The following is a 21,315-nucleotide window of genomic DNA, read 5'->3' on the forward strand; positions in this document are numbered from 1 at the left end:
ATTCTAGCGCAACCGCGTGCATTCCAGCGACCGGCTCTGTGCCGCCCCGCTGCGCTGCTGGGCCTGGGCCGGCTGCGTGCCCGCCGCCAGCTGTCCTTCCAGCCACCATTGGCCGGCGTCGCCGCTGGCCACCAGGCGCGGCTGGAAGCCGGCGGCCTGCACCGCTGCCATGCGGCGCTCGGCGCCTTCGCGGTTGCGGTACTGGCCCAGCGCCACCGCGTTGGCCTCCTCGCCCTGGCTGATGATGTAGTAGTCGCTCAGGCCGGCGGCGACGATACGTTTCACGGTGGCCTGCGCTTCATCACGGTTGGCGGCGGCCGGCAGCATCACCCGGTAACGGGCGCTGCCGCTGGCAGCGGGCTGTTCGCGCAGGCGCGCCTGGCTGAGCAGCGCGCCGGCCTTGCCTTGCGCACCGGTCGCGGCGGCGCGGTCGGCGAACGGGCCCAGCGCGACGCAGCGCGGCGGCTCGGTGGCCGCGGGCGGGGTTACGGGCTTTTCCGGTGCCGGAACGGGTGCAGGCGGTGCTGCCGGCTTGGCAGCGGCAGCAACCGGCGTAGCGTCAGCCGTCTGCGGCTTGGAAACTTCCGGCTTGGCCGACACGGCCGGCGCGGGTGCAGGCGTCGCAGCCACTGCGGTCTTCGCGGCCGGTTCGCGCTCCATCAGCGGTGCGGTCGGGGCGGCGGCGGTGGCCTCGGCTGCGGCATTGGCATCCGCGCCACCGGGCACCCAGCGCAGCTCGGCCACACCAGCGGGTTGCGGCGGCGGCGCAGGCTTCTGCGGTGCATCGCGCAGCAGCCACCAGCAGGCGACGCCAAGATTGAGAACGGCCAGTACGACGATCAGGGCACGGGTCAGCATGCGCGGATACTAGCCTGCGGGCTGGTGCACCGCCCAGCGGGCGAGGCCATCCAGCACCAGCGAGGGGTGGTAGTCGGCACCCGGCAGCAACGGCATCAGTGCCGGTGCGCCGCCACCGTGCACCAGCAGCGAGGGCGCTACGCCCAGCAGCGCGTGCGCCTGCTGCGCACTGCGTTCAATCAGCGCCACCGCAGCGCCATCGCAACCGGAGGCCAGCGCATCGGCGGTGTCGTTGGCGAACTCGCTGTAGTCGCCGCCGGCAGCCGGCAGCTGCACGGCGCGGGCGTGCAGCGCTTCGCGCATGGTCGTGGGCGACGCGGAAATGCGGCCACCGTGGTGCTGGCCGTCGGCGTCGAGCAGGTCAATCGTCAGCGCGGTGCCCACGCCGACCACCAGCACCGGGCGCTGTGCCTTTGCGGCAGCCAGCAGGGCCAGGAAGCGGTCGACGCCGAACTTTTCCGGCTTGGCGTAGGCAATGCGCACACCGGCGCATTCGGCGCTGGTGCGCACCACGTGCACGTTTTCAAAGCGGCGTTGCAGCTGGTCCAGCATGGCGCTGGTCAGCGAGGGTGCGGCCACGCTGGCCACGAACGCGGTGGTACCGCTGGGCAGGCTGTGCGGCGGCTGCCCGGCCATCCCTTCGGCGCCATGCGCCCAAGCCTGCACGTCACCGGCACGGTCACCCTGCAACGGCGCGAACTTGAAGCGCGAGTTGCCGAGGTCGAACAACCAATCGCTCATGCTGCCCTCACGCTGACTTCGCCGGCGTGCAGCAGGCGCTCCTGGCCATCGATGCGCACGCGCAATGCGCCGTCATCGGCCAGGCCAAGCGCGGTACCGTGCTGCCACTGCCCGTCCAGTTCCACGCGTACTTCGCGGCCGGCCAGCATGTCGAAGGCGGCGTAGCGCGGCAGGAACGGAGCGAGGCCTTCGCGATCGAATTCCTCCAGCGCCGGCAGCAGACGGGCCAGCACGGCGGCAACGACCACGTTGCGGTCCACCGGCTTCCCGGCCAGGGTGTCCAGGTCCACCCACGGCTGGCTGATCTGCTCGGCGAACGACGGCGGCATGTGCGTGTTGATGCCGATGCCGATCACCGCGCGCGCCGGGCCGGCGTATTCGCCACCGCCCTCTGCGAGCAGGCCGACCAGCTTGCGCTTGCCATCGACGATCAGGTCGTTCGGCCACTTCAGCTGTGCCTGGGCATAGCCCAGGTCGTGCAGCGCTTCAGCCACGGCGATGCCGGCCACCAGGCTCAGCCCGGCCAGGCGGCCGAGGCCACCGGAGTACAGGCGCAGCACCGACAGGTAGATATGCGCGGCCAGCGGCGAGGCCCAGGTGCGGCCACGACGGCCACGGCCACCGGTCTGGCGTTCGGCCAGCAGCACGCTGACCCCGCGCTGGGGCGCGCTGCACCGCAGCAATTCAGCATTGGTGGAGTCCACCGTCCAGGCCACCTGCAGGTCGTGCAGCAGCGGCAGGACCCCGGCCGGCAGGCCACCACGGATCGCCGCCGGGTCCAGCAGGTCAACCGGGCGGGTCAGGCCATAGCCCTCGCCGGCACGGCCCTCGACATCCACACCGGCGGCCCTAAGCCCTTGAATACGCTTCCAAATAGCCGCACGGGTCTGGCCCAGCTCACGGGCCAGGGCGTCGCCGGACAGGCGACCGGCAGCGAGTTTGGCCAGCAATTGGCGATCGTCCACGGCAGCTTCCACGAAGTCAGGCAGGAATTATGCGGGAAAGCCGCCAGCGACGCCCGCCACGCTGGGTTCCGCGGGGGCTTCCAACGGGGCGCCGGGTTCGGGCTAGAATCGGGAACTCACCCTCCCTTAACGTGGATGTCGTCAATGCGCCGTTATGCCCATTGCCTGATCCTGCTGATGATGCCCTTCGCGGCGTCTGCGACGGCAGCGCTGGACGACAGCCGCGGCGCCTGCGTGTCCTCCAACGGTGATGCCGCCTCGCAGCGCGCGCCGACCGCGACTGCCTCGGCTGCGACCACCAAGCCGGCACCGGTACGCCCTGCGGCCAGCAGTGCCACCAGCACCGGGGGCGGCGGCAGCGACGATGACGTGCTGCAGCGCATCCGTGCGCCGAAGTGGCACAGCTACCTGCCGGGAATGTTCCGCTGATCAAGTCGTTGCTGCAGTGGCTGCGGCCTACGCCGCGGCCGATCGACGATGCACTGTGGGAACACGCCTGCCGCCGCGCGGCCTGGCTGCACGGACTGGACGACGAACGCCGCGCGCGCCTGCGCGCACTGGCTACGCGCTTCCTGCACGAGAAGACCATCACCCCGATCGGTGAGCTGCAGCTGCAGGCCGGTGACGGCGTGCTGCTGGCCGCGCTGTGCTGCCTGCCGCTGCTGGCGTTCGGTGAGGTGGGCCTGGAGGGCTGGTCGCAGCTGATCGTCTACCCCGATGCCTTCCGCGTGCACCGCAGCCACATGGATGCGGCTGGCGTGCTGCACGAGTGGGATGACGAGCTGATCGGCGAGTCGTGGGACAGCGGTCCGTTGATCCTGTCCTGGGCCGATGTGCAGGCCGACCTGGCGGCGCCGCACGAGGGCTACTGCGTGGCGGTGCACGAGATGGTGCACAAGCTGGATGCGCTCGATGGTGCGATGGACGGTACGCCGCCGCTGCCGCGCGAATGGCAGCGCGAGTGGGCGGGCACGTTCCAGCGCGCCTACGACGCGTTCTGTGCGCAGGTGGACGCAGGCGAAGAGACGCTGATCGATCCGTATGCGGCCGAGGCGCCGGAAGAGTTCTTCGCGGTGGCCAGCGAGTACCACTTCTCGGCACCGGATCTGCTGCAGCAGGCGTTGCCGGAGGTGGCGGCGCAGCTGCGACGGTTCTACGGCGAGCCGCCCAGGATCGCAATGCGGTAGTGCCGGCCGCTGGCCGGCAACCCCATGATCTTCGATGGCATTGCTTGGTTGCCGGCCAGCGGCCAGCACTACCGATCAACGAGGCTTACGGCCCTGGCGGCAGGCGCACTTCGAAGCGGGCGCCGCCCAGTTCGGCCGAACGGCCCACGGTCAGTTCGCCGCGGTAATCCTTGATCAGGTCCTGCACGATCGACAGGCCGATGCCGTGGCCCTGCACGCGCTCGTCGCCACGCACGCCACGCTGCAGCACCTTGCCGATGTCGTCCGGGGCAATGCCCGGGCCGTCGTCATCCACCGCCAGCAGCAGGCCGGCGCGGCGCGCGTTCGGGGCCGGCAGCGGCTGCGCGGTCAGCAGCACGCGGCGGTTGGCCCACTTGAAGGCGTTCTCCAGCAGGTTGCCGAGCAGTTCCTGCAGGTCGCCCGGTTCGCCGTGGAAGCGCGCTGCCGGATCGATGTCGAACTCGCACAGCACGCCCTTGGAGGCGTAGACCTTCTCCAGGCCACGTACGATTTCCTCGGCGTTGGACTCGATCGGCAGCGGCGCGGAGAACAGCTTGTGGCCCGACGAGGCCGCGCGTGCCAGCTGGTACGAAACCAGGTTGTTCATGCGCTGCAGCTGCACGTCCAGTTCCTCACGCAGCGCGCCGTCGCCGGCACCACTGTCCATCTGCGTGCGCAACACCGCAATCGGCGTTTTCAGGCTGTGCGCCAGGTCGGCCAGGGTGTTGCGCTGGCGCTCGAGGTTCTCGCGCTCGCTTTCGATGAAGGCGTTGATGCTGTCGGTCAGCGGTTCCAGCTCGCGCGGGTGGCGCTCGCTCATGCGCTCGGTCTCGCCGCGCTGCACCTTGGTCAACTCGGTGATCACCCGGCGCAACGGGCGCAGGCTCCACTGCAGGATGACGGTCTGCAGCAGCAGCAGGATCAGGCCGATGCCGCCCAGGTAGAACCAGACGCGGCCACGGAACACGCGCAGCTGGGCACCCAGCGCGCGCGAGTCTTCCATCACATAGATGGTGTACGGGAATTCGGTGGCAGGATCGGCGTCGGCGCCCCAGACCAGGCCGAGGCCGTAGCGGTACACCGAGCCTTGGCTGCCATCGATCTGGATCATCGGCAGCGGGCCTTCGAACACCTCCTGGCGCGGTGCCAGCAGGCCGCCGCCGACGGTGGGCAGCATCGGGCCTTCAGCGGACATCGAATTGCCCTTGCCGTGCGGCATCACTACCTGCAGGTACAGGCCACTGCCGGGCACGTCGAAGCGGGAATCCGGCGGCTGCTCGCGGATGTACAGCGAGCGGTCGCGGGTGAAGTCGATGCCGGCCGCGTAGGAGGTGGCGTAGTTCTTCAGGCGCTCACGCAGGTTCGCCTTCGCCGTGTCGGCGAAGGCGGCGTCGAGCGCGTAACCGGCCAGGGCCAGGAACGCCACCAGGCCCACGGACGCGGCGAGCATCTGGCGCGCCTGCAGTGAGCGCGGCCGCCAGCGTCGGAAGAACCACAGACGGCCGGACATCGTGTTATCGCCAGGGTGAGCCGGCTCAGCCCTCGTTGCGCGGGATCGCGAAACGGTAGCCGCGACCGCGTACGGTCTCGATCGGCTTCAGTTCGCCATCCGGGTCCAGCTTCTTGCGCAGGCGGCCGATGAACACTTCCAGCACGTTCGAGTCGCGGTCGAAGTCCTGCTGGTAGATGTGCTCGGTGAGGTCGGCCTTGGAGACCAGTTCACCGGCATGCATCATCAGGTACTCCAGCACCTTGTACTCGTAGCTGGTCAGGTCGACATTGCTGCCGGCCACGCTGACGGTCTGGGCGGCGAGGTCCAATGCGACCGGGCCGCATTCCAGGGTCGGCTTGCTCCAGCCGGCGGCGCGGCGCAGCAACGCGTTGACGCGGGCCAGCAGCTCTTCGACGTGGAACGGCTTGACCAGGTAATCGTCGGCACCCTGCTTCAGGCCCTCGACCTTGTCCTGCCAGCTCGAACGCGCGGTCAGGATCAGCACCGGGAACTTCTTGCCTTCATCACGCAGGGCCTTGATCAGCTCCATGCCCGACATCTTGGGCAGGCCGAGGTCGATGATGCCGACATCGAACGGAACTTCGCGCCCCATGTAGAGGCCTTCCTCGCCGTCCTGCGCAGCATCGACGGCAAAGCCTTCGCGCTTGAGCCGGGCTGCCAGGGTCTCACGCAGCGGGGCTTCGTCTTCGACCAGAAGGATACGCATGAACTCTCCCTAGTGTCCTGGGTGTGGCCCGGAGGCCTGTGGGGTACGGGTTGATAGCGACAACTATCCCTGTTCAGGGGTTATCGCCGCGTAGTGATGACATATCCGACCGCGGCGTGCGCGGCTGTGAACGCGACGGGGCGGGGTCGTCCATATAGCGGACCCGGCCCCGGTCGTCCATGTACTTCACCCGGTTGATATCACGACCATCGAACGGCACGCGCTCGGCACCGAGGATGTGACCACCCGTGGTGCGCTGCACGCGGCGCACGGCATCGGACAGCGAACGCTCGTCGCCACGGTTGCCGCGCTCGCCCCGCTCCATCATCTCCGCACGCCCCTGCTCACCCCGCGGCGGCTGCTGTGCCAGCGCCGACGACAGCGGCACGGCCGATAGGACCACGCAGGTGGCCAGGGCAATGCGGCGATGGAAGGGAGCGGAAGACATCGATGCGATCCTAGCCGAGCACGGCGATTCGTTCAAAAGTCGTAAATCCGGATGCCGGGTTCGGGGCCCGGCGCTTTACAAATCCTTTGCAAATTCTTGGTTTGGGGCAGTGAATCCGGTCTGAACTTTTCCGGCCGCGACCCCGCGATGTTCAGCTAGGTGAACATTCGGAACGAATCGCCGCGCCTTGTCAAGTCAGGAATGTGACAACGGTCACGCTGCGGCGCGATCAGCGTCGCGTTCGGTCGCGGCAAGCGCCTGCTCGACCAGGTTCCAATCGGCGCCCGGGCGGTGTGCGCCCTCGCTCAGCACCTGGCGGAATGCGCGGCCACCGGGCTGGCCATGGAACAGGCCGAGCAGGTGGCGGGTGATGTGCTTCAGCGCCAGGCCTTCGCCCAGGCGCGCTTCCACGTAGGGGCGCAGCGCGCGCAGCAGGTCGCCGCGGGCCTGCAGCGGGGCGCCAGTCTGCAGCGCCTCCAGCTGATGCAGCAGGTAGGGATCGTGGTAGGCCGCGCGGCCCAGCATCACGCCATCGACGTGCGCGGCCTGCGCCTGCACCGCCTCGACGCTGGCCAGGCCGCCGTTGAGCACCACCGGCAGCGCCGGGCGCTCCTGCTTCAGGCGGTAGGCCCAGTCGTACTTCAGCGGCGGAACCTCGCGGTTCTCCTTCGGCGACAGGCCCTTCAGCCACGCGTTGCGCGCGTGCACCACCACCATCGCGGCACCTGCGGCGACCTGGCGGTCGACGAAGGCGGCGAACACGTCGTAGTCGTTGTCCTCGTCCACGCCCAGGCGGCACTTCACCGTCACCGGGATCTCGACGGCATCGACCATCGCCGCCACGCACTCGGCCACGAGCATCGGCTCGCGCATCAGGCAGGCGCCGAAGCGCCCGGCCTGCACGCGGTCGGACGGGCAGCCGCAGTTGAGGTTGACCTCGTCGTAGCCCCAGTCGGCAGCGATGCGCGCAGCCTGCGCCAGCAGCGCGGGATCGCTGCCCCCCAGCTGCAGCGCCAGCGGCTGTTCGCTGCGGTCGAAGCCGAGCAGGCGCGCGCGATCGCCGTGGATGACCGCGTTGGCGTGCACCATTTCCGTGTACAGGCGCACACCCGGTGCCAGCACGCGATGGAACACGCGGCAATGGCGATCGGTCCAGTCCATCATGGGGGCAACGGACAGGCGCAGGGAATCGGCGTAACGGGCGGTGGCGGACGGCATCGGGGTGTTGATCGTGGAGACTGGCATTGCCAGTGAGATCAATAGTTTACACCGGACGGCTGAATGGCGGCGGGTGGCTCCGGGGCTGGCCGCTCGACCGGCCCCGGGGACACCGCGTGGCTTACAACCCGCGGTTGCGAACCTGTTCCTGCTGCTGTTCCTGCGCACGCTGGTTGAACTGACTGTCCAGCGCTTCGCTCTGCCGGCTGCTGGCCTCGACCGAGTGCGACACCGCCTGCTGGCGGTCGACGAAGGTCCGCTGCGCTGCCGGGTCACCCAGCTCGCCCTGCACCGCGAACAGGCCGGTGCCGTCCGGGCGGGCCACGACATGGTCGATCTGGCGCATGCCGGACACCTTGCTTTCGTAGGCCAGCTGGCCAGCCGCTCGTTCGGCTTCCTGCGGGTTGGCGAACAGCGGCTTCAGGCCGGCCTGGGCGCGCTGCTGTTCGAGCGCCTGCAGCCTGTCCAAAGCCTGGCCGAAGCGCGCGTTGTCGGCATGCCCGGCGTCGCGCATGCTGGCCGGCGCTGCAGGTTCGGCCTGGGCCGGTGCCGCCGGCGCGATACCGGCCTTCACCGCGTTGGGGGCATCGACCTGCGCCAGGGTCCTGCGGCCGGCCTTGCCATCGTCGTCCAGGCCATTGTTGGCCTGGAACTGCTTGACCGCTGCAAAGGTGTCCTTGCCATACACGCCATCGGCGTGCAGCGGCTTGCCGTCGGCCCCGGCGTAGCCCAGCGCCGCCAGCTTGCCCTGCAGGGCCTTGACCTCATCGCCGCGCTCGCCCTGCTTCAGCACGCCATCGGCCATCGGCGCCTGCTGTGCACTGCGTGCGGCCTGCGCGGCCTCGGGGCCCTGCGCGTGGACCTTGCCGCCCAGGGTGATGCGGTCGTTGAGCATGTCACCCAGGAACCTGCGGTACTGATCGGGCTCGAGCTCGATATGCGCGTGCACGGCACCCGGGGTACCGGCATCGGACTGGCGGATCAACGGCGCACCGTACTCGACGAAATCACCGGTCTTGTAAGGGGTGGTTCCACGCGCACCGTGCAGCACCTGCCCGACCAGTTCGCGCTGCGGATGCCCGGCCGGATGGCTCCAGATGCTGATCGAATTCCACTTGTCATTGTTGACCTGGACATACCCGGCGACCGGATTGGGAATCATCACCTCCCGGTCGCCGCGCGCATTGCTCAGGATCAGATCCTTGTGCACCAGCGGGATGCCGTTGCGATCACCGCGGGTCCGTACCGTTTCCAGTTCGCCCTCGACCATGGCCGACGGGCGGTCAGCCTTGGCGGCATTGCCGGTGCGCACGGCCTCGGCATTGGTGTTGGGGTGATGGATCTTCAGTTCGCGATAGGCATCCTCGCCACTGGTGCCATGGCGCAGTGTGCGGTTGCTGCTGCCGTTGCCAAAGGGTTCGACCACGACGATGCGCTGGCCACCGGGCGCGGCGGCGGCATCGGGTTCCCGCGCAGTCGCGGGCGCGGGTGCCGCAGCAGGAGTGACCGGTGCAGGCGTGGCCGGTGCCACAGGCTGCGCCGGCGTGTGCTCGCGTACCGCCGTATCCAGGGCCTGCAGGGTCTGCCGGCCGGCCTTGCCATCGACGGTCAGCCCATGCGCCTGCTGGAACTCGCGCACTGCATGCTCGGTATTGGCACCGTAGTGGCTATCGGCTGTCAGCGGTTGCCCGTTGCGACCGGTATGGCCGGCCTGGATCAGCTTGGCCTGCAGGGCCTGGACCTCGGTACCGCGCTCGCCGGGTGCCAGCACGCCGTCGGCCATCGCCGAAGCGGCCGCACGCTGGCCGCGCTGGCCGGGCTCAGGTTCACCGAACACCTGCTGGTAATCCTTGCCCCGGTAAGCCTCGGGGTTGTGGTTGACCTGGTCGTAGCGCGCCAGCCCGACCAGTGCGGTCTTCTCGGTGAGCGCACGATCACGCAGCGAATCCCACAGGGTGGGCGAGCTCTGGAAGTGCACCTGCACATTGGCGTGCTTGTAGTCCTGCACCGCGCGGACAATCTGCTCGTCGCTCAGCTCAGTCAGCTTGAAGTCTTCGCCATAGGCCTGCTGCAGGCCCTTCTGGAACACCGACCGGGTCATGCCGCGGTACTGCACCGAGGTACTCCACAGCGCATCCTGCACGGCCGCACCACGGCCGGAGAGATCGATGCCCACATCCTTCAGGCGGCCCATCTGCACGTCGTAGTACTTGTGCTGGATGAAGTCGTGCTGGTCCCTGGCAAACCCTGCCGGATCGGCGGCCGCCACTTCCTTCCAGCGTTCGGTGAAGGCCGGGGTTCCTGCCTGCAGGCCGTTGAAGCGGTTGCCATAGCGCGAGGCGGCGACGTACTCATCCACGCCGCCAACGTTGGTGGCGTACTGGTAGCTGCCATACGACACGCCGCCATGGTCGCCCCTGCCGGTGGAAACGTGGCCGGGGCCGCGACCTCCGGTTTCGAAATGCGCCGACGTCTGGCCGCGATGCCAGTTGTCCATTGCCTGCTTTGCCTGGGTCACAACATCCATTTTCCTGCACTCCTTTGCGGGGGAATTACTTCGAGGTCAGTGCCTGCAGCACGTCGGCACGGTTGGCGGTGCGATTGATCCGGCAGGACTGCGCGTCCAGCATCTGCCCCTGCCCGTCTTCGGCAGGGTTCCAGCTGCAGTAGCGATTGGTATCGGACATGTAGGCGGCCTGCTCGTCCATCAGCCTGTCCTTGTCCTTGCCATCGGGACCGTCGACGATCTTCATGAAGGCCTGCTCGAGTCGCTGCTCCTGCCAGGCAAGCTCCTCATCGCCACACGCCTGCAGTGCGGGGGTCTCGCCGCCGCTGGAGTTCACGCACGTGGCGTACTGCGGCCGCAGCGTGGCTTTGTTGTAGGAATCATCCGGGCGCTGCGGCGGCATGTCCTGATCATCGGCATCGGCCGCTGTCGTGGCAGGTGCTGCGCGTGCAGGCTCTGCAGTGGCGGGCGGCGATGCGGTGGCGGGCGCGGCGGGCGCGGGGGCAGCTGCCGTATCCGCCTCCGGGCTCTTGGCCTGGCATGCTGCCAGGCTGAGGCCCAGGGCCAGCGCAAGCGCGATGGCCCCGGCCCTGCCGAACGTTTCGCGGGGGGCCGCTGGAAGGTGGTTTGTTCCCTGCATTGCTTGCATCTCCTTGGCATCCAGGCACGTGGCCCGTCAACGCGGGGCCGTCCATCGGCCCCATCACGCGGGCAATGCTACGACAGCGACGGTTTCAGGTGCCTGACCGGCTTCAGAATGCGTGCGCGTCGTCTCAGACGCGAACGCGGAAGCGTCAGTGCCCGCCGCCGCCCCCGCCCACCTGTTCGATCAACTCGAGCAGGCCGATCTCGGCCAGCATGGCCGACACTAGTAGCCGGTTACATCAAGCACCGCGAGGGCTGCATTGTTCCCGGTATAGGTGAACCGGGTGGGTAGAGGTAGTCCGTAGTAGGGGCCGTAGGTACGCCGCGCCGTCTGCGTCATCCCGAACGTGATGGTTCCACCGTTGACCGCCCCTCCGGAAACACTTACGTCCTCGTGTTGCAGGTATTCCTGCGGATCGCCCCATCGCTGGAACGTGTTCGCCGAATCGTACGCGTGAACCAGGGGCATCACTGCCCAGGCACGTCCAGGATCAAACTGGGCGCTCCCCTGCCAGCCAGGCCGTGTCGACGCAGAACGAAGGCCAGCCACCCGCGCGGCTTTCCGGCCTGCGTCGAACATCAGGCGGCCGGCACCGTCACGGATGATCAGTCCAAAATTGCTTGGTGGCTCCTGCGGTGGCGCGTACACATACCACTGCACCACTGCGCCGGGCGGACCAAACAGATACAGCCCAGCCGAATAGCCGTCGATCTGATTGTAGTACTGGCTTCCAACCACCGAGGTCGAACGCACGGCAACCATGCCGGCATGGTTGCCGATGTACCTGCTTCCTTCGCCATCCAGCGTGGTAGTGCCTTGAGCCAGCATGGCGAGTGTCGGGAAGGCATCGTCGATCAGTACGGTGCCCCAGTCATTGATGATCTTGATTCCTGCAGTCATATCAGCGGGCCCATATTTCGACGATGCCGGGATAGCGGTCCTTGGCGGGAACATTGACGTGACGCCAGCTGACAATGCCGGAGGCCACGTCGATGGAGAAGTCCGGGGCATACCTGCCGCGAGCAACCGCCGTCAGATCGGTATCTTCCGGTTGCCGGGAGAAGGCTGCGCTGCCGTCGACCGTGCTGTACTGGATGCTTGCAAGCACGCGGAACAACCTGCCTTGCGGGTCATAGCCCAGACTGCCATCCGCATTGAAAACCTGGATTCCGACTGGCATTACCACACCCCCATCTGCACGCGCAGCGTTCCTGCTGCATCAAATACCTGGATCACGTTGTTGACGATGGTCAGATAGCCACCATTGTCAGGGCCGGTCATCGTCATCGCGCCGCTCTTGTCCAACCGCCAGCGTGGCTGCCCTCTCGCACCCACCGCGTTGGACTGGATGAAATCACCGATCATCGCGTTCTGGATCCTGCCGTTCCCGATCAATGCCTGACTGATGAAGGTCTGGCCGTTCTCGACCACGAAGGGCGTGGTGATCTGTCCATTTCTCTCGTTGATCAGCGCGAAGCGATCGGCCTGCATCAGGATCTGGCTCTGGTAGCTGCCATCTGGCTGCTGCTCCACGCCCAGACCCATGCCGGCCATGTAGATCTGCCCGGCGCTGGTGATCTGCGCCTTGACCGTATAGGTCGCGCTGACCTTGCCATCCAGGTTGACCACGGCCTGCGAGACCTGCTGGACCGCGGCGCTGACGCCCTCGATCTTGCCTGGAACACCTTCGATGGACGCTTCGACCGTGTCCACGCGCTTGGCCAGTGCCGCGTCCTTCTCGGCCATCACGCTGTAGACGGTGATGGCGCCGGCGCTGACATCGTTCTCGCCGACGTTGTAGTCCTCCTCGCCGGCACTGTGGTCGCTGACCTGGGCGAACAGGCCATCGACCTTCTGCCCCTGCGCAGCCACCTTGCCATCGACGTCGGTCACGTCCATTTCCAGCTGGTCGACACGGCCGACGATGGCGCCCGCCTCGGCGATCGCGTCGCCGATGCTCTTCCAGTGGCTGCCCGGCGGCGTCTCGTTGCCTGCAGCGGCGCCCTGCCAGCTCCAGATCCGGCCGTCGTGGATGACGGTCTGGCCCGGGGTGTAGATTGCCGAGGCATCCCAGACCAGCGGCAGCACTTCGGTGACGCGCTCGATCTTGCCCTTCAGCTGTTGACCCAGCGCGCTTTCGTTGATGCGGCCGGCGAAGTAGGCGTCGTAGTCATCCGGGTTGCTGCTGGACTCACCCATCACCCCGGCTTGCGCCGGATACCACGGGCCGATGTTGCCACTTCGATCCACCAGCCGTCCCCAGAACCAGAAGCGCGCGCCAGCGGCCAGGCCGTTCATCTGGTGCTGGGCCTGCGGGTAGGCGAAGTCGCCCAGCTTGATCGCGCTCTCGCGATTGGGGCCAGTGCTGTACCAGAGTTCGGTCCGTTCGGTATCGGTTGCACCTGCGGGGAAGCCCCAGGACAGTGTGATGCCGAAGGGGCGGGCAGTGCTGGTCAACGATGCCAGCGAGGGGGGCGGCGTCGTCTTGCCTTCAATGGTGGTGAGCATGCTGAGCGTCGGCTGCGATACGGCGCCCAGCGCATTGACCGCGCGTACGCGGGCCAGATACTCGCCTGCGTAGACGCCCCGCACTTCCAGGCTTTGCGTCCCGACGCGACCGGCGCGGACCCAGTTGAGATCGCCACGGCGCCATTCCACGTCATAACCGATCGCCTTGTCCGCGGCATCCCACTCGATCGTGAGCACGGAGGTAGCGATGCCCTGGTCGACCACCACATGCGAGGCCATCCGCACGCTGGCCGGTGCCGGCTGCACGCTGGGCGGGATGATGCTGATCGGAGGCTGCTCCAGGCGCGTGCCATCGTCGATGGCGGCGTACTTGCCCGGCACGTGCTTGAGCGCGGTGATCTGATAGGTCAGGCCCTCGCCTTCGCTGATCGACAGCACGCGATAGTGCTGCAGGGCCAGCTCCGGCGATTCCAATGCCCAGACCGACTGCGCCACCGGCACCGCCGACCACGGCGCGCTGACGGTCACCGTCTCGCCGTCCACCGACTGCACCGTGCGTGCTTCGGTCTGCCCGCTGGGCAGGGTGGCACGCAGGGTGTCACCGGCCGCGATCTGTTCCGGCATGCGGTCCAGCACCAGGCTGCGCGCACCTGCACTGCGGATGCGACCCGCATTGCGGCGGCCGGCGCGGTTCGGGTCGGCCACCTGGATCACATCACCGGGCATGCAGCCCAGCGCATCCAGGCCCACCGAGAAGCTGATCGTCTCGGTTTCCAGCATCTCGGTATGCAGGATGTGGTTGCCCACGCGCTGCGCCTGCGAACGCGAGTGGCAGCCCACCGCCGTCACTTCGGTCTGGTTGATGCCGTAGCGGGCCACGCCAGGCAGGTGCTGCACCACTTCGACCTTCTGCCGGCCGAAGTCGTCCGGATCGATCCACGACACCAGGGCCACCGTGTGCCGCGCCGTGCGGCTGCTGCCGGCATAGTGGAAGCGCCCTTCGATGACGTTGGCCTGGCTGTAGGTCAGCACCGGGTCCTTGGGCATGTCGGCCGAGGCCATCACCTGCCCCGCCGCATAGAAACTGATGCCGCGGAACATGGTGGCGATGTCCTGCAGCACGCGGTAGGCCTCGGCGCGGGTCTGCAGATACAGGCTGCAGGTGAAGCGCGGCTCCTTGCCGCCCTGGCCATCGCTGACCAGTTCATCGCAGTAGCGCGCGATCTGGTACAGCCGCCACTTGTCCACCCAGTCCAGCGGAACACGATGGCCCAGGCCGAAGCGATCGTTGGTGACGATGTCGAAGAACACCCAGGCCGGATTGTTGGTCCAGCCACTCTTGAAGGTACCGTCCCACACACCGCTGTAGAGACGGCTGAGCGGATCGTAGTTGGAGGGGATGCGTACGATGCGGCCCCACAGCTGGTAGGACCGGGTGGGAATGTTCTGGAACTGGCTGGCATCAACCTGCACCGCCGCCAGCGCACAGTTCGGATAGCGCAGCTTGGCATCGATGATCTCGGTCATCGACAGCACGTTGATGGTATCGGCGATGGTGCTGCTGTTGGCGTTGGCGGTCAGCCGGCGGATGCGCACCTGCCACTGGCTGCCGGCAGGCAGATCGATGCGGCGGCTGCGCTCGTACTGGCTGGTGGTCTTGCCGCTGAAGGCATCGGTCAGCACCGTGCTGAACGGGCCGCCGTCGGTGGACAGATCCACCGCGTACATGATCCGGTAGCCTTCAGTATCACCGTTCTCGGTGTTGGTCTTCTGCAACGCCGGCACCGCAAAGCGGATACGGACGGCTGACAGATCGGCACCCGATACCGTGCGCACCACCGGCGCATCGCTGCGCAGCTCGACGTTGACCCCGACTTCGTTCTCGATGGAGGGGAAGCCGCTGATGTGGTCCTGGTCCTGGGTGCCGGAACGCGTCTGCACGTCCACGCCGGAGAAGTTCAGCGTGCCGTCCGGATTCTCGATCGGCACCTGGTCCAGGTAGATCGACTGCTTGCCGGCGACCAGGCCACGGATCTCGCCCTCGCTGGCGAGGTCGATGATGCGGGCCACCGCCATCGAGTGCAGGCTGTCGGCGGTTTCGACCGGGGTTCGGGCGTTGCTCGCGCCCTTCTTGGCGCCCGCCAGCACTGGCGTGGCTGCACCACGCGTGCGCGGCGTGGGATGAGTGGTCTGATTCAAAACTGGTCCTCCGCCAGGATGCCGCCGCTGATCACGGCCGAGCCGATGAACATGCCCTTGGTGTCATGGCCGCCATAGGCGACCGGCACGGGGTTGCCTTGCGCCTGCGTGTTGACGGTGCCGTTCATGCTGTAGCTGGGTGCGTTTTCGGGTGTGTCTTTGGCGCCCAGGCCTTTTGGCTGGGGGGAGAGCATCTGGGTGATCCCGCCAACCACCATGCTGACGCCGGTTGATACCAGTGCAGCTCCGCCAGCCCAAGATGTGTAGCTCCCCACAACGATCAGCACGATGCCGATGATGGTTTGCAGTACACCGCCCCGCTTGCTGCCCACCAGCACCGGCGCGATGCGGATGTCATCCTGTCCCGGCGGGTCGTGCAGCTGATCCCGCGACAGGTTCTGCCGCCCGTTGAACACGGCAAACTCCATGCCCTTGGCCTTTGCGCCCATCAGGTACTGCTGGAAGCCAGGCAGCATCGTGCACAGCGCATGCACCGCCTCGGCCGGGCTGTTCACCGCCAGCCGGAACCTGCGCCCGAAGCGCGCACCCAGCTTGCCGTACAGGCGGATCGTACGAAGACGGTCAGTCATGGCGCACCTCGCGATGGCGGACGATGCAACGGGTGCGCTCGGCCCACATGCCGCCGTACGGTACGGTCTCGGACAGGCGGCCATGCAGGTGATGCAGCATCTGCCCGTCGCCGAGGTAGATGCCCGCGTGGTTGGTGACCGGCGAGCGGATCTGCATCAGGATCATGTCGCCCCGCTGCGGCTCGCCCTCGATCAGGTCGAAGCCCTCGGCGTGCAGCCGTTCAAGGCTGTACAGGTCCTGGCCGTGGCTCCACCAGTCGTCCTGGCGTTCGTACTCGGACAGCGGGATGCCCAGTTCGCGTGCGTGGAAATCGCGGACCAGGCTGTAGCAGTCCAGCACACCGTGGGCGAACTGGCGACCGACCAACGGTGCCATGTAGCCAGTGGGATGCAGGGTCTGCAGATCACCGCACAGCGGTGCCTCGCCTGTTACCTGGCCGACGCTGACGATGTGCCAGGTCAGCCCGCTGCGCTCGCACATGACCCGATCGGCGTCGGACGGCGTTGCCGCGGCATCGGGATGGCTGTGCACCAGGGCCAGCACCTCGCCCTTGTCCTCGGCCACGGCATAGTCCTCAGCGGGCAGGCGGAAATGCTCGCTGGGCGTGGCGGCCACGTTGCGGCAGGGAAGATAGCGTTCGTGGCCTTCAATGGCCACGATCAGCCCGCAGCATTCGCGCGGGTACTCGGCCACGGCGTGCGCCTGGATGGCCTGCAGGGTTGTCGGTTGCATGTTTCACCCATGAAAAAGGCCCGCGCGGGCGGGCCTGGAAAGTGGAATTCGGGAGGGGATCGATCAGGAGCGCAACAGGCCCGCGGCGGGGAAGCCGCCATAGGGCAGCGGCTTGTCCTGGCCGAAGCGCAGCTTGCAGCTGCGTACCCGACCGCCGCACTGGTCACGCGCCGGATCATCGGTGGCGACGTCGTCGCTGTCGGCCACCGCTGGACCGTTGTAGCCGCAGTACGCGCCGCGATAGCCGCCACGCACCAGCCAGCCACACATGCCGGCGATGATCTGCCTGCCCGGCAGCTGCTGCCCATTGAGATCGATCGCGGTGGTCAGCTCGAATTCGACCATCTGCTTGTCCTCACCGATCTTGCGCTCGATGAACCAGACTTCATCAGGGAAGTGCTCGCCAGGATCCGCGCTGGGATTGCCTTCCTCGAAGTTGGCGGCATCCAGGTACTTGGCCAGTGTCTGCCGGCGGATGATGCGTGCACCGACCAGGTCATCGAACAACAGGCACATGGCGGTGATGCGGCCATCGATGTTGCTCACGCGCAGGCGCGGGTTCGGCGGCTGGTCGCTGGTGCGCTCGAAGCCGCTGGCCTCGATCGGCCAGGGGCCATATTCCTGGCCCTGCCACCAGATGAGGCCACTCTGCAGGTGCGCATGGAAGAAGAGCTTGTCGGCGCCGAAACTGCTGGCGTCGAGTTCATAGACGGTGATGCGGCCACCCGGCTCAAGCTGCTGGGCATCGGCGGTGATCATGGGGTGTTCTCCTGTGCGGCATTGGGAAGAGGGGGTGGTACGGGGTACCGTTCCTGGCCGCACGGTACGATGACGTGGTGGCCTGGGCGCAGCGAGGCAGTGGTGGTGAAGCAGGCGTGCTTTGGCGCCTGCGGAGGAGGGTTGTCATGGCTCAGAGCTCCGCATCGGCCTGGACCAGCACCTGCGAGGTGGTCGACCACACCACCACCGCACCCCAGAGCTGCATGTTGTTCGGCATCGAGGCGATGACTGCCGCGTCAACGGTGGACTGCCAGCTGGGCGCTCCGCCGTCGAAGTTGACCAGGTTTCCGGCATTGCCGAAGCCCACCAGGTTCAGCGCGGTGGACGGCGAGGAGATTCTGGGTGCTGAGCGCTTGCGCACCTTGAACGGGATGCACGCTCGCGTGTCGCCGTTGGCGGTGTAGGTGATGCCGATGATCCGGTTTACATCCACCGTCTCGTAGTAGCGCTGGCACAACAGCAGCTCCAGTGCTTCGGACCGGCGGTCGAAGTCGGTGGCGGTATCGCCTTCTTCGATCTGCACTTCGGCCAGTTGCACGCTGCCGCTCTTCTGCCCGGCAGCGAACGCGCGGCCGCCGAAATCGGCACCTGCGTCCAGCCAGAAGCTCAGTTGCAGGTAGCTGTCCGGGCCCAGCGCCTTGCCGGCAAGACCGGGAACTTCCACGGTGACCTGGTACCATCGCCACAGCGTATCGAGCACGACCGAGGCGCCGATGCTGTCGCGCGCGGTAGACCCACTCGTTCCGTAGGACTGCTGCAGCTCCACGCCGATGCGGAAGTCGTCCACCGAGGCGCGCGCCTTGAAACTGATCGTGACGGTGCGCCCGGCCAGTGTCCGGACATCCTCGATGCGCTGTTGGACTAGCGCCATGTTGCCGGCACCGGCAACGCTCTGCACCTCCAGCCGAAGCAGGTGGCGCGACCCAGCCAGCAGGCGCCCTCCCTGGCCGCCGCCTGGAGGCACATCCTCGCGTGAGGCAGCCACCTTGGTGCCGATGGCATTGACCGCCCAGCGGTCAGCGATGTAGCGAGAGCCCGTGGATGCAGGGAACGCTGCACCGCGCTGCCAGAACCGGAAGTCGCCGTTGATGAGCGGGTTCCTTCCGGCCATGCGGCCTTCCAGATGCATGAGCGCCGATTGCGCGTCGTCCAGACCAGCGTAGATCTCGGCGAAGTTGTCGTTGATCTTGGTGAACGCCGGCCGCTGGGTTTCACCTCGTTTGCCATTGGGCTGGACGGTGTCCAGGTCGATTATCTTTCTGGTCATGGGGTTTCCCTTGCTGGAGCGGAAATGCACGCAGCCGTGTTGTTCTTTCGGCGACGCATGCAGTGCAAGTCGAGAGTGGCGCGGCGTATCCGAAGACGCTCAGTAGATCTCTGCGTCCGCCGTCCAGTGGAACCAACCACCCCAGCGTCCCGGCGCGTTGCCCCAAGCAACCTCGAAGACATTCGTCGCGATCGTGGGAACCGATGCGGGAGTTCGGCTGCTGTCATCCTGATTGACTTATCCAGGTTCGACTACATTGTTGTTGGGCCTGATGACAATCACCGGTGTCACTCGCTTGCGCGTCTTGAATGGCACCGACAGGTAGCTGGTTGCGCCGCTCGCCGCCGAGTTGCCCCAGCTGTAGCGACCGCTGTTGGTTGGCGTTCCTGGAACGACATCAACGTCGTAGGACTTTTCGTAATAGCGCTGGCACAGTTGCAGTTCGTCGGCCAGCGGGCGCAGGTCGAATGCCGTTGCCCTGTTGCCGCGCTCCAGTTGCATCATCGCAAGGCCGAACTCCCCGCTCTGACCGGAGATAACGCCGCCATAGGCATCCGCGCACAGATCCACCACCAGCCACAGGAAATCGCTGTCGGCATTGCTGCCCAGCGTCTTCCCCTTCACCGATGGCAGTCGCGCACTGAGCTGGAAATAGGTCCAGGACGCGGCGGTGACCGCTACGGTTCCCAGTTCCACGCTGACCGCGGCGGACGGCGAACCACCTGTACCAAAGTGCTGGATGAGACGAACACCGATGCGTTTTCCTGGCGGGCCATAGGCGAAGCCGGAAACCGTCACTTCGCCATCGGACAGTGTTGCCGCGCTCTCGACCTTCTGTGCGACGTAGGCGCTGCTACCTGCACTGGTCTTGGAGACAACACTGTTGAGGAAACGGCGCGATTCCGGCGCGGCACCGCCGGCAGGCAGATTGGCCCCACGATTTGCGGTATGCGTGCAGCCCAGCGCTGCCGCGGTCCAACGATCGGCCACATAGATCTCGCCGCCCTGGGTGGTGCCGGTAGTAGCCCGCTGCCAGAAATCGAAGTTGCCGTTGATCAGGCGGTTCCTGCCTGGAACTGCAGTCTGAAGAGCGCGCTCCAGTGAATCCACACGCCGTCCGATCGCGGTCACGCCATCCAGCGCGCCATACACTTCTGCGAAGTTGTCGTTGATCTTGGTAAACGCCGGGCGCTGTGTTTCACCCCGCTTACCGTTCGCCTGAACGGTATCGAGGTCGATGATTTTTCTCGTCATTGTGTGTCGTCCTGTTCCCTGCGGGCGCCCCATCAAAGCTCGGCGTCGGCCCACCAATGCCACCAGCCGCCCCAGCGGCCTGGATTGTTGGTCCAGCTGACTTCGTACCCGGAAGGCGAGGCGTAGTTGACCAGGCAGGGCACGCGGGAGATGTTGTCTTCCGCGATGTGTCCATCCTGCTGGATGTTGTCGGCCGAGATGATCATCACGTAGGGATGAGCGCGCTTTGCCGTCTGGAATCGCACGCTCTGGTAATGCGCCATTCCCGGTGAGTTGATCGAGAATGCCTCGCGCCCTTCGTTGTGCGCCGTGTTGGGCACGATGTCGAGGTTGTAGCTCTTCTCGTAGTAGCGCTGGCACAACGCCAGTTCCACACCTGGCGGCCGCCAGTCGAAGCGTGTCGCTGCGCGGCCCGATTCGACCTGGAACTGGGTGAAGCCGAACGAGCCGTTCTGTGCCACCAGCTCGCCCTTCTGGCCAGTACCGCACAGGTCGAACACTATGTAGAGATGGTCGTTGCCGTTGCTGCCGAGCACCTTTCCCCGGGTACTCGGCAACGTCACCGTGATGCTGTGACGTTTGGCGGTGGTGCCCAGTGTGAGCACACCGGCTTGCAGCACCACTTGCGGCGAGGGTGAGCCTCCGGTTCCGAAATCCTGGATGACACGCACGCCCACACTGCGACCGGGAGCATCGGAGTTCGCCCATACCGAGATCGTGATGTCTCCACTTGCACTGCCGACACCCTCGATCTTCTGCCCCATCCAGGCGCCACTTCTGGCGATGGCCTCGGATACGGTGCAGACCAGAATCGACCGTGTATCTTCCGGAAATCCGGCCTGCCCGTCGTACGCCACGCGCTGCACGTCGTGGTTGCAGACCAGCGCCGAGTTCGTGAAACGGTCGGCGAAGAACACCTCCGCGCCCAGCGTCCCCGACCCAGTGCCGACACGACCAGATGTACGGCGCTGCCAGAACTGCAGGGCACCATTGATGAGCAGATTCCTGCCTGGAACGCGCTCGGTGATGGCATTCGCCACGGTTTCCGGGATCTTCGCGACCTCGGTCAACGCGTCGTAGACCTCGGCGAAATTCTCGTTGATCTTGGTAAACGCCGGGCGCTGTGTTTCACCCCGCTTTCCGTTCGGTTGAACGGAATCGAGGTCGATGATCTTTCTTGCCATTGTTGGCTCCTTGAACGAGGTGAATCGGCGGCGTCCGATCGGGGTCTGAGT

Annotated in this window: 20 protein-coding genes; 2 read left to right on the forward strand and 18 right to left on the reverse strand. The window is 66.6% G+C overall.

The window, feature by feature from the left end; all coding sequences use genetic code 11:
• Positions 1–3 precede the first annotated feature (3 nt).
• From AC5P98_RS15085 to birA, 3 genes are read right to left on the reverse strand one after another with little or no spacing between them, the layout of a single operon-like run.
• The gene (locus tag AC5P98_RS15085) at positions 4–858 is read right to left on the reverse strand and encodes an SPOR domain-containing protein (protein ID WP_049405472.1); all 855 of its coding nucleotides are present in this window, start codon (positions 856–858) and stop codon (positions 4–6) included.
• A 9-nt stretch (positions 859–867) separates the two neighbouring features.
• Positions 868–1,599 carry a type III pantothenate kinase gene (locus AC5P98_RS15090; protein ID WP_049405470.1) on the reverse strand — a complete coding sequence of 244 codons (732 nt, stop codon included), beginning with the start codon at positions 1,597–1,599 and terminating at the stop codon, positions 868–870.
• A complete protein-coding gene (gene birA / locus AC5P98_RS15095; protein ID WP_046428093.1) occupies positions 1,596–2,564 on the reverse strand; it encodes a bifunctional biotin--[acetyl-CoA-carboxylase] ligase/biotin operon repressor BirA in 969 nt (322 codons plus the stop codon). Before birA ends, AC5P98_RS15090 begins: the two co-directional genes overlap by 4 nt.
• Before the next feature lie 144 nt (positions 2,565–2,708).
• On the opposite strand from birA, the gene AC5P98_RS15100 reads away from it, so the two are divergent.
• Positions 2,709–2,993 (forward strand): hypothetical protein, encoded by a 285-nt coding sequence (locus AC5P98_RS15100; protein ID WP_014645622.1) that lies wholly within the window; start codon positions 2,709–2,711, stop codon positions 2,991–2,993.
• Positions 2,960–3,751, forward strand: coding sequence for a zinc-dependent peptidase (locus AC5P98_RS15105; protein ID WP_162838513.1), 792 nt, complete (start codon positions 2,960–2,962; stop codon positions 3,749–3,751). The genes AC5P98_RS15100 and AC5P98_RS15105 overlap by 34 nt, the downstream gene beginning before the upstream one ends.
• A gap of 85 nt (positions 3,752–3,836) precedes the next feature.
• Here the strand turns inward: AC5P98_RS15105 and AC5P98_RS15110 are convergent, their stop codons facing one another.
• The 15 genes from AC5P98_RS15110 to AC5P98_RS15180 form a co-directional block, all read right to left on the reverse strand.
• Complete coding sequence (locus AC5P98_RS15110) at positions 3,837–5,261, reverse strand: ATP-binding protein (protein WP_014645620.1); 1,425 nt, start codon at positions 5,259–5,261, stop codon at positions 3,837–3,839.
• Between the two features lie 25 nt (positions 5,262–5,286).
• Positions 5,287–5,970, reverse strand: a complete 684-nt coding sequence (locus AC5P98_RS15115) for a response regulator transcription factor (protein ID WP_004136763.1) — start codon at positions 5,968–5,970, stop codon at positions 5,287–5,289.
• 73 nt (positions 5,971–6,043) lie between these two features.
• Complete coding sequence (locus AC5P98_RS15120; RefSeq protein WP_014645619.1) at positions 6,044–6,418, reverse strand: hypothetical protein; 375 nt, start codon at positions 6,416–6,418, stop codon at positions 6,044–6,046.
• A 213-nt stretch (positions 6,419–6,631) separates the two neighbouring features.
• Positions 6,632–7,663 (reverse strand): tRNA dihydrouridine(20/20a) synthase DusA, encoded by a 1,032-nt coding sequence (gene dusA / locus AC5P98_RS15125; protein ID WP_049405463.1) that lies wholly within the window; start codon positions 7,661–7,663, stop codon positions 6,632–6,634.
• A gap of 94 nt (positions 7,664–7,757) precedes the next feature.
• On the reverse strand, positions 7,758–10,163 hold the full coding sequence (locus AC5P98_RS15130) for a VgrG-related protein (protein ID WP_049405462.1): 2,406 nt from the start codon (positions 10,161–10,163) through the stop codon (positions 7,758–7,760).
• A gap of 25 nt (positions 10,164–10,188) precedes the next feature.
• Complete coding sequence (locus AC5P98_RS15135) at positions 10,189–10,545, reverse strand: lysozyme inhibitor LprI family protein (protein ID WP_065428057.1); 357 nt, start codon at positions 10,543–10,545, stop codon at positions 10,189–10,191.
• A 465-nt stretch (positions 10,546–11,010) separates the two neighbouring features.
• Positions 11,011–11,688, reverse strand: coding sequence for a hypothetical protein (locus tag AC5P98_RS15140; RefSeq protein WP_032956264.1), 678 nt, complete (start codon positions 11,686–11,688; stop codon positions 11,011–11,013).
• Between the two features lies 1 nt (position 11,689).
• Positions 11,690–11,968: a hypothetical protein gene (locus AC5P98_RS15145; protein ID WP_049405458.1), complete on the reverse strand. Its 279-nt coding sequence runs from the start codon at positions 11,966–11,968 to the stop codon at positions 11,690–11,692.
• Positions 11,968–15,456 (reverse strand): TipJ family phage tail tip protein, encoded by a 3,489-nt coding sequence (locus AC5P98_RS15150; RefSeq protein ID WP_049405456.1) that lies wholly within the window; start codon positions 15,454–15,456, stop codon positions 11,968–11,970. Before AC5P98_RS15150 ends, AC5P98_RS15145 begins: the two co-directional genes overlap by 1 nt.
• Positions 15,453–16,046, reverse strand: a complete 594-nt coding sequence (locus tag AC5P98_RS15155) for a tail assembly protein (RefSeq protein WP_049405454.1) — start codon at positions 16,044–16,046, stop codon at positions 15,453–15,455. Before AC5P98_RS15155 ends, AC5P98_RS15150 begins: the two co-directional genes overlap by 4 nt.
• Entirely contained in the window at positions 16,039–16,779 is a 741-nt protein-coding gene (locus tag AC5P98_RS15160; protein ID WP_014645609.1) for a C40 family peptidase, read from the reverse strand. Before AC5P98_RS15160 ends, AC5P98_RS15155 begins: the two co-directional genes overlap by 8 nt.
• A 63-nt stretch (positions 16,780–16,842) precedes the next feature.
• Complete coding sequence (locus tag AC5P98_RS15165; protein WP_014645608.1) at positions 16,843–17,538, reverse strand: phage minor tail protein L; 696 nt, start codon at positions 17,536–17,538, stop codon at positions 16,843–16,845.
• Positions 17,539–17,689: 151 nt separating this feature from the next.
• Positions 17,690–18,826, reverse strand: a complete 1,137-nt coding sequence (locus tag AC5P98_RS15170; protein ID WP_049405452.1) for a hypothetical protein — start codon at positions 18,824–18,826, stop codon at positions 17,690–17,692.
• Positions 18,827–19,063: 237 nt separating this feature from the next.
• Positions 19,064–20,080, reverse strand: coding sequence for a hypothetical protein (locus tag AC5P98_RS15175; RefSeq protein WP_495230087.1), 1,017 nt, complete (start codon positions 20,078–20,080; stop codon positions 19,064–19,066).
• 32 nt (positions 20,081–20,112) lie between these two features.
• On the reverse strand, positions 20,113–21,264 hold the full coding sequence (locus tag AC5P98_RS15180; protein WP_049419424.1) for a hypothetical protein: 1,152 nt from the start codon (positions 21,262–21,264) through the stop codon (positions 20,113–20,115).
• Positions 21,265–21,315 lie beyond the last annotated feature (51 nt).

Source organism: Stenotrophomonas sp. YJH_SMC_135 (assembly GCF_059372355.1).

Bases quoted from the DNA above. Each gene is read 5' to 3' on its own strand.
- AC5P98_RS15160 (WP_014645609.1), bottom strand. From the start codon at position 16,779: ATGCAACCGACAACCCTGCAGGCCATCCAGGCGCACGCCGTGGCCGAG.
- AC5P98_RS15165 (WP_014645608.1), bottom strand. From the start codon at position 17,538: ATGATCACCGCCGATGCCCAGCAGCTTGAGCCGGGTGGCCGCATCACC.
- AC5P98_RS15135 (WP_065428057.1), bottom strand. From the start codon at position 10,545: ATGCCGCCGCAGCGCCCGGATGATTCCTACAACAAAGCCACGCTGCGG.
- AC5P98_RS15115 (WP_004136763.1), bottom strand. From the start codon at position 5,970: ATGCGTATCCTTCTGGTCGAAGACGAAGCCCCGCTGCGTGAGACCCTG.
- AC5P98_RS15140 (WP_032956264.1), bottom strand. From the start codon at position 11,688: ATGACTGCAGGAATCAAGATCATCAATGACTGGGGCACCGTACTGATC.
- AC5P98_RS15085 (WP_049405472.1), bottom strand. From the start codon at position 858: ATGCTGACCCGTGCCCTGATCGTCGTACTGGCCGTTCTCAATCTTGGC.
- AC5P98_RS15170 (WP_049405452.1), bottom strand. From the start codon at position 18,826: ATGACCAGAAAGATAATCGACCTGGACACCGTCCAGCCCAATGGCAAA.
- AC5P98_RS15100 (WP_014645622.1), top strand. From the start codon at position 2,709: ATGCGCCGTTATGCCCATTGCCTGATCCTGCTGATGATGCCCTTCGCG.
- AC5P98_RS15145 (WP_049405458.1), bottom strand. From the start codon at position 11,968: ATGCCAGTCGGAATCCAGGTTTTCAATGCGGATGGCAGTCTGGGCTAT.
- dusA (WP_049405463.1), bottom strand. From the start codon at position 7,663: ATGCCAGTCTCCACGATCAACACCCCGATGCCGTCCGCCACCGCCCGT.
- AC5P98_RS15090 (WP_049405470.1), bottom strand. From the start codon at position 1,599: ATGAGCGATTGGTTGTTCGACCTCGGCAACTCGCGCTTCAAGTTCGCG.
- AC5P98_RS15120 (WP_014645619.1), bottom strand. From the start codon at position 6,418: ATGTCTTCCGCTCCCTTCCATCGCCGCATTGCCCTGGCCACCTGCGTG.
- AC5P98_RS15180 (WP_049419424.1), bottom strand. From the start codon at position 21,264: ATGGCAAGAAAGATCATCGACCTCGATTCCGTTCAACCGAACGGAAAG.
- AC5P98_RS15155 (WP_049405454.1), bottom strand. From the start codon at position 16,046: ATGACTGACCGTCTTCGTACGATCCGCCTGTACGGCAAGCTGGGTGCG.
- AC5P98_RS15110 (WP_014645620.1), bottom strand. From the start codon at position 5,261: ATGTCCGGCCGTCTGTGGTTCTTCCGACGCTGGCGGCCGCGCTCACTG.
- AC5P98_RS15175 (WP_495230087.1), bottom strand. From the start codon at position 20,080: ATGACGAGAAAAATCATCGACCTCGATACCGTTCAGGCGAACGGTAAG.
- AC5P98_RS15130 (WP_049405462.1), bottom strand. From the start codon at position 10,163: ATGGATGTTGTGACCCAGGCAAAGCAGGCAATGGACAACTGGCATCGC.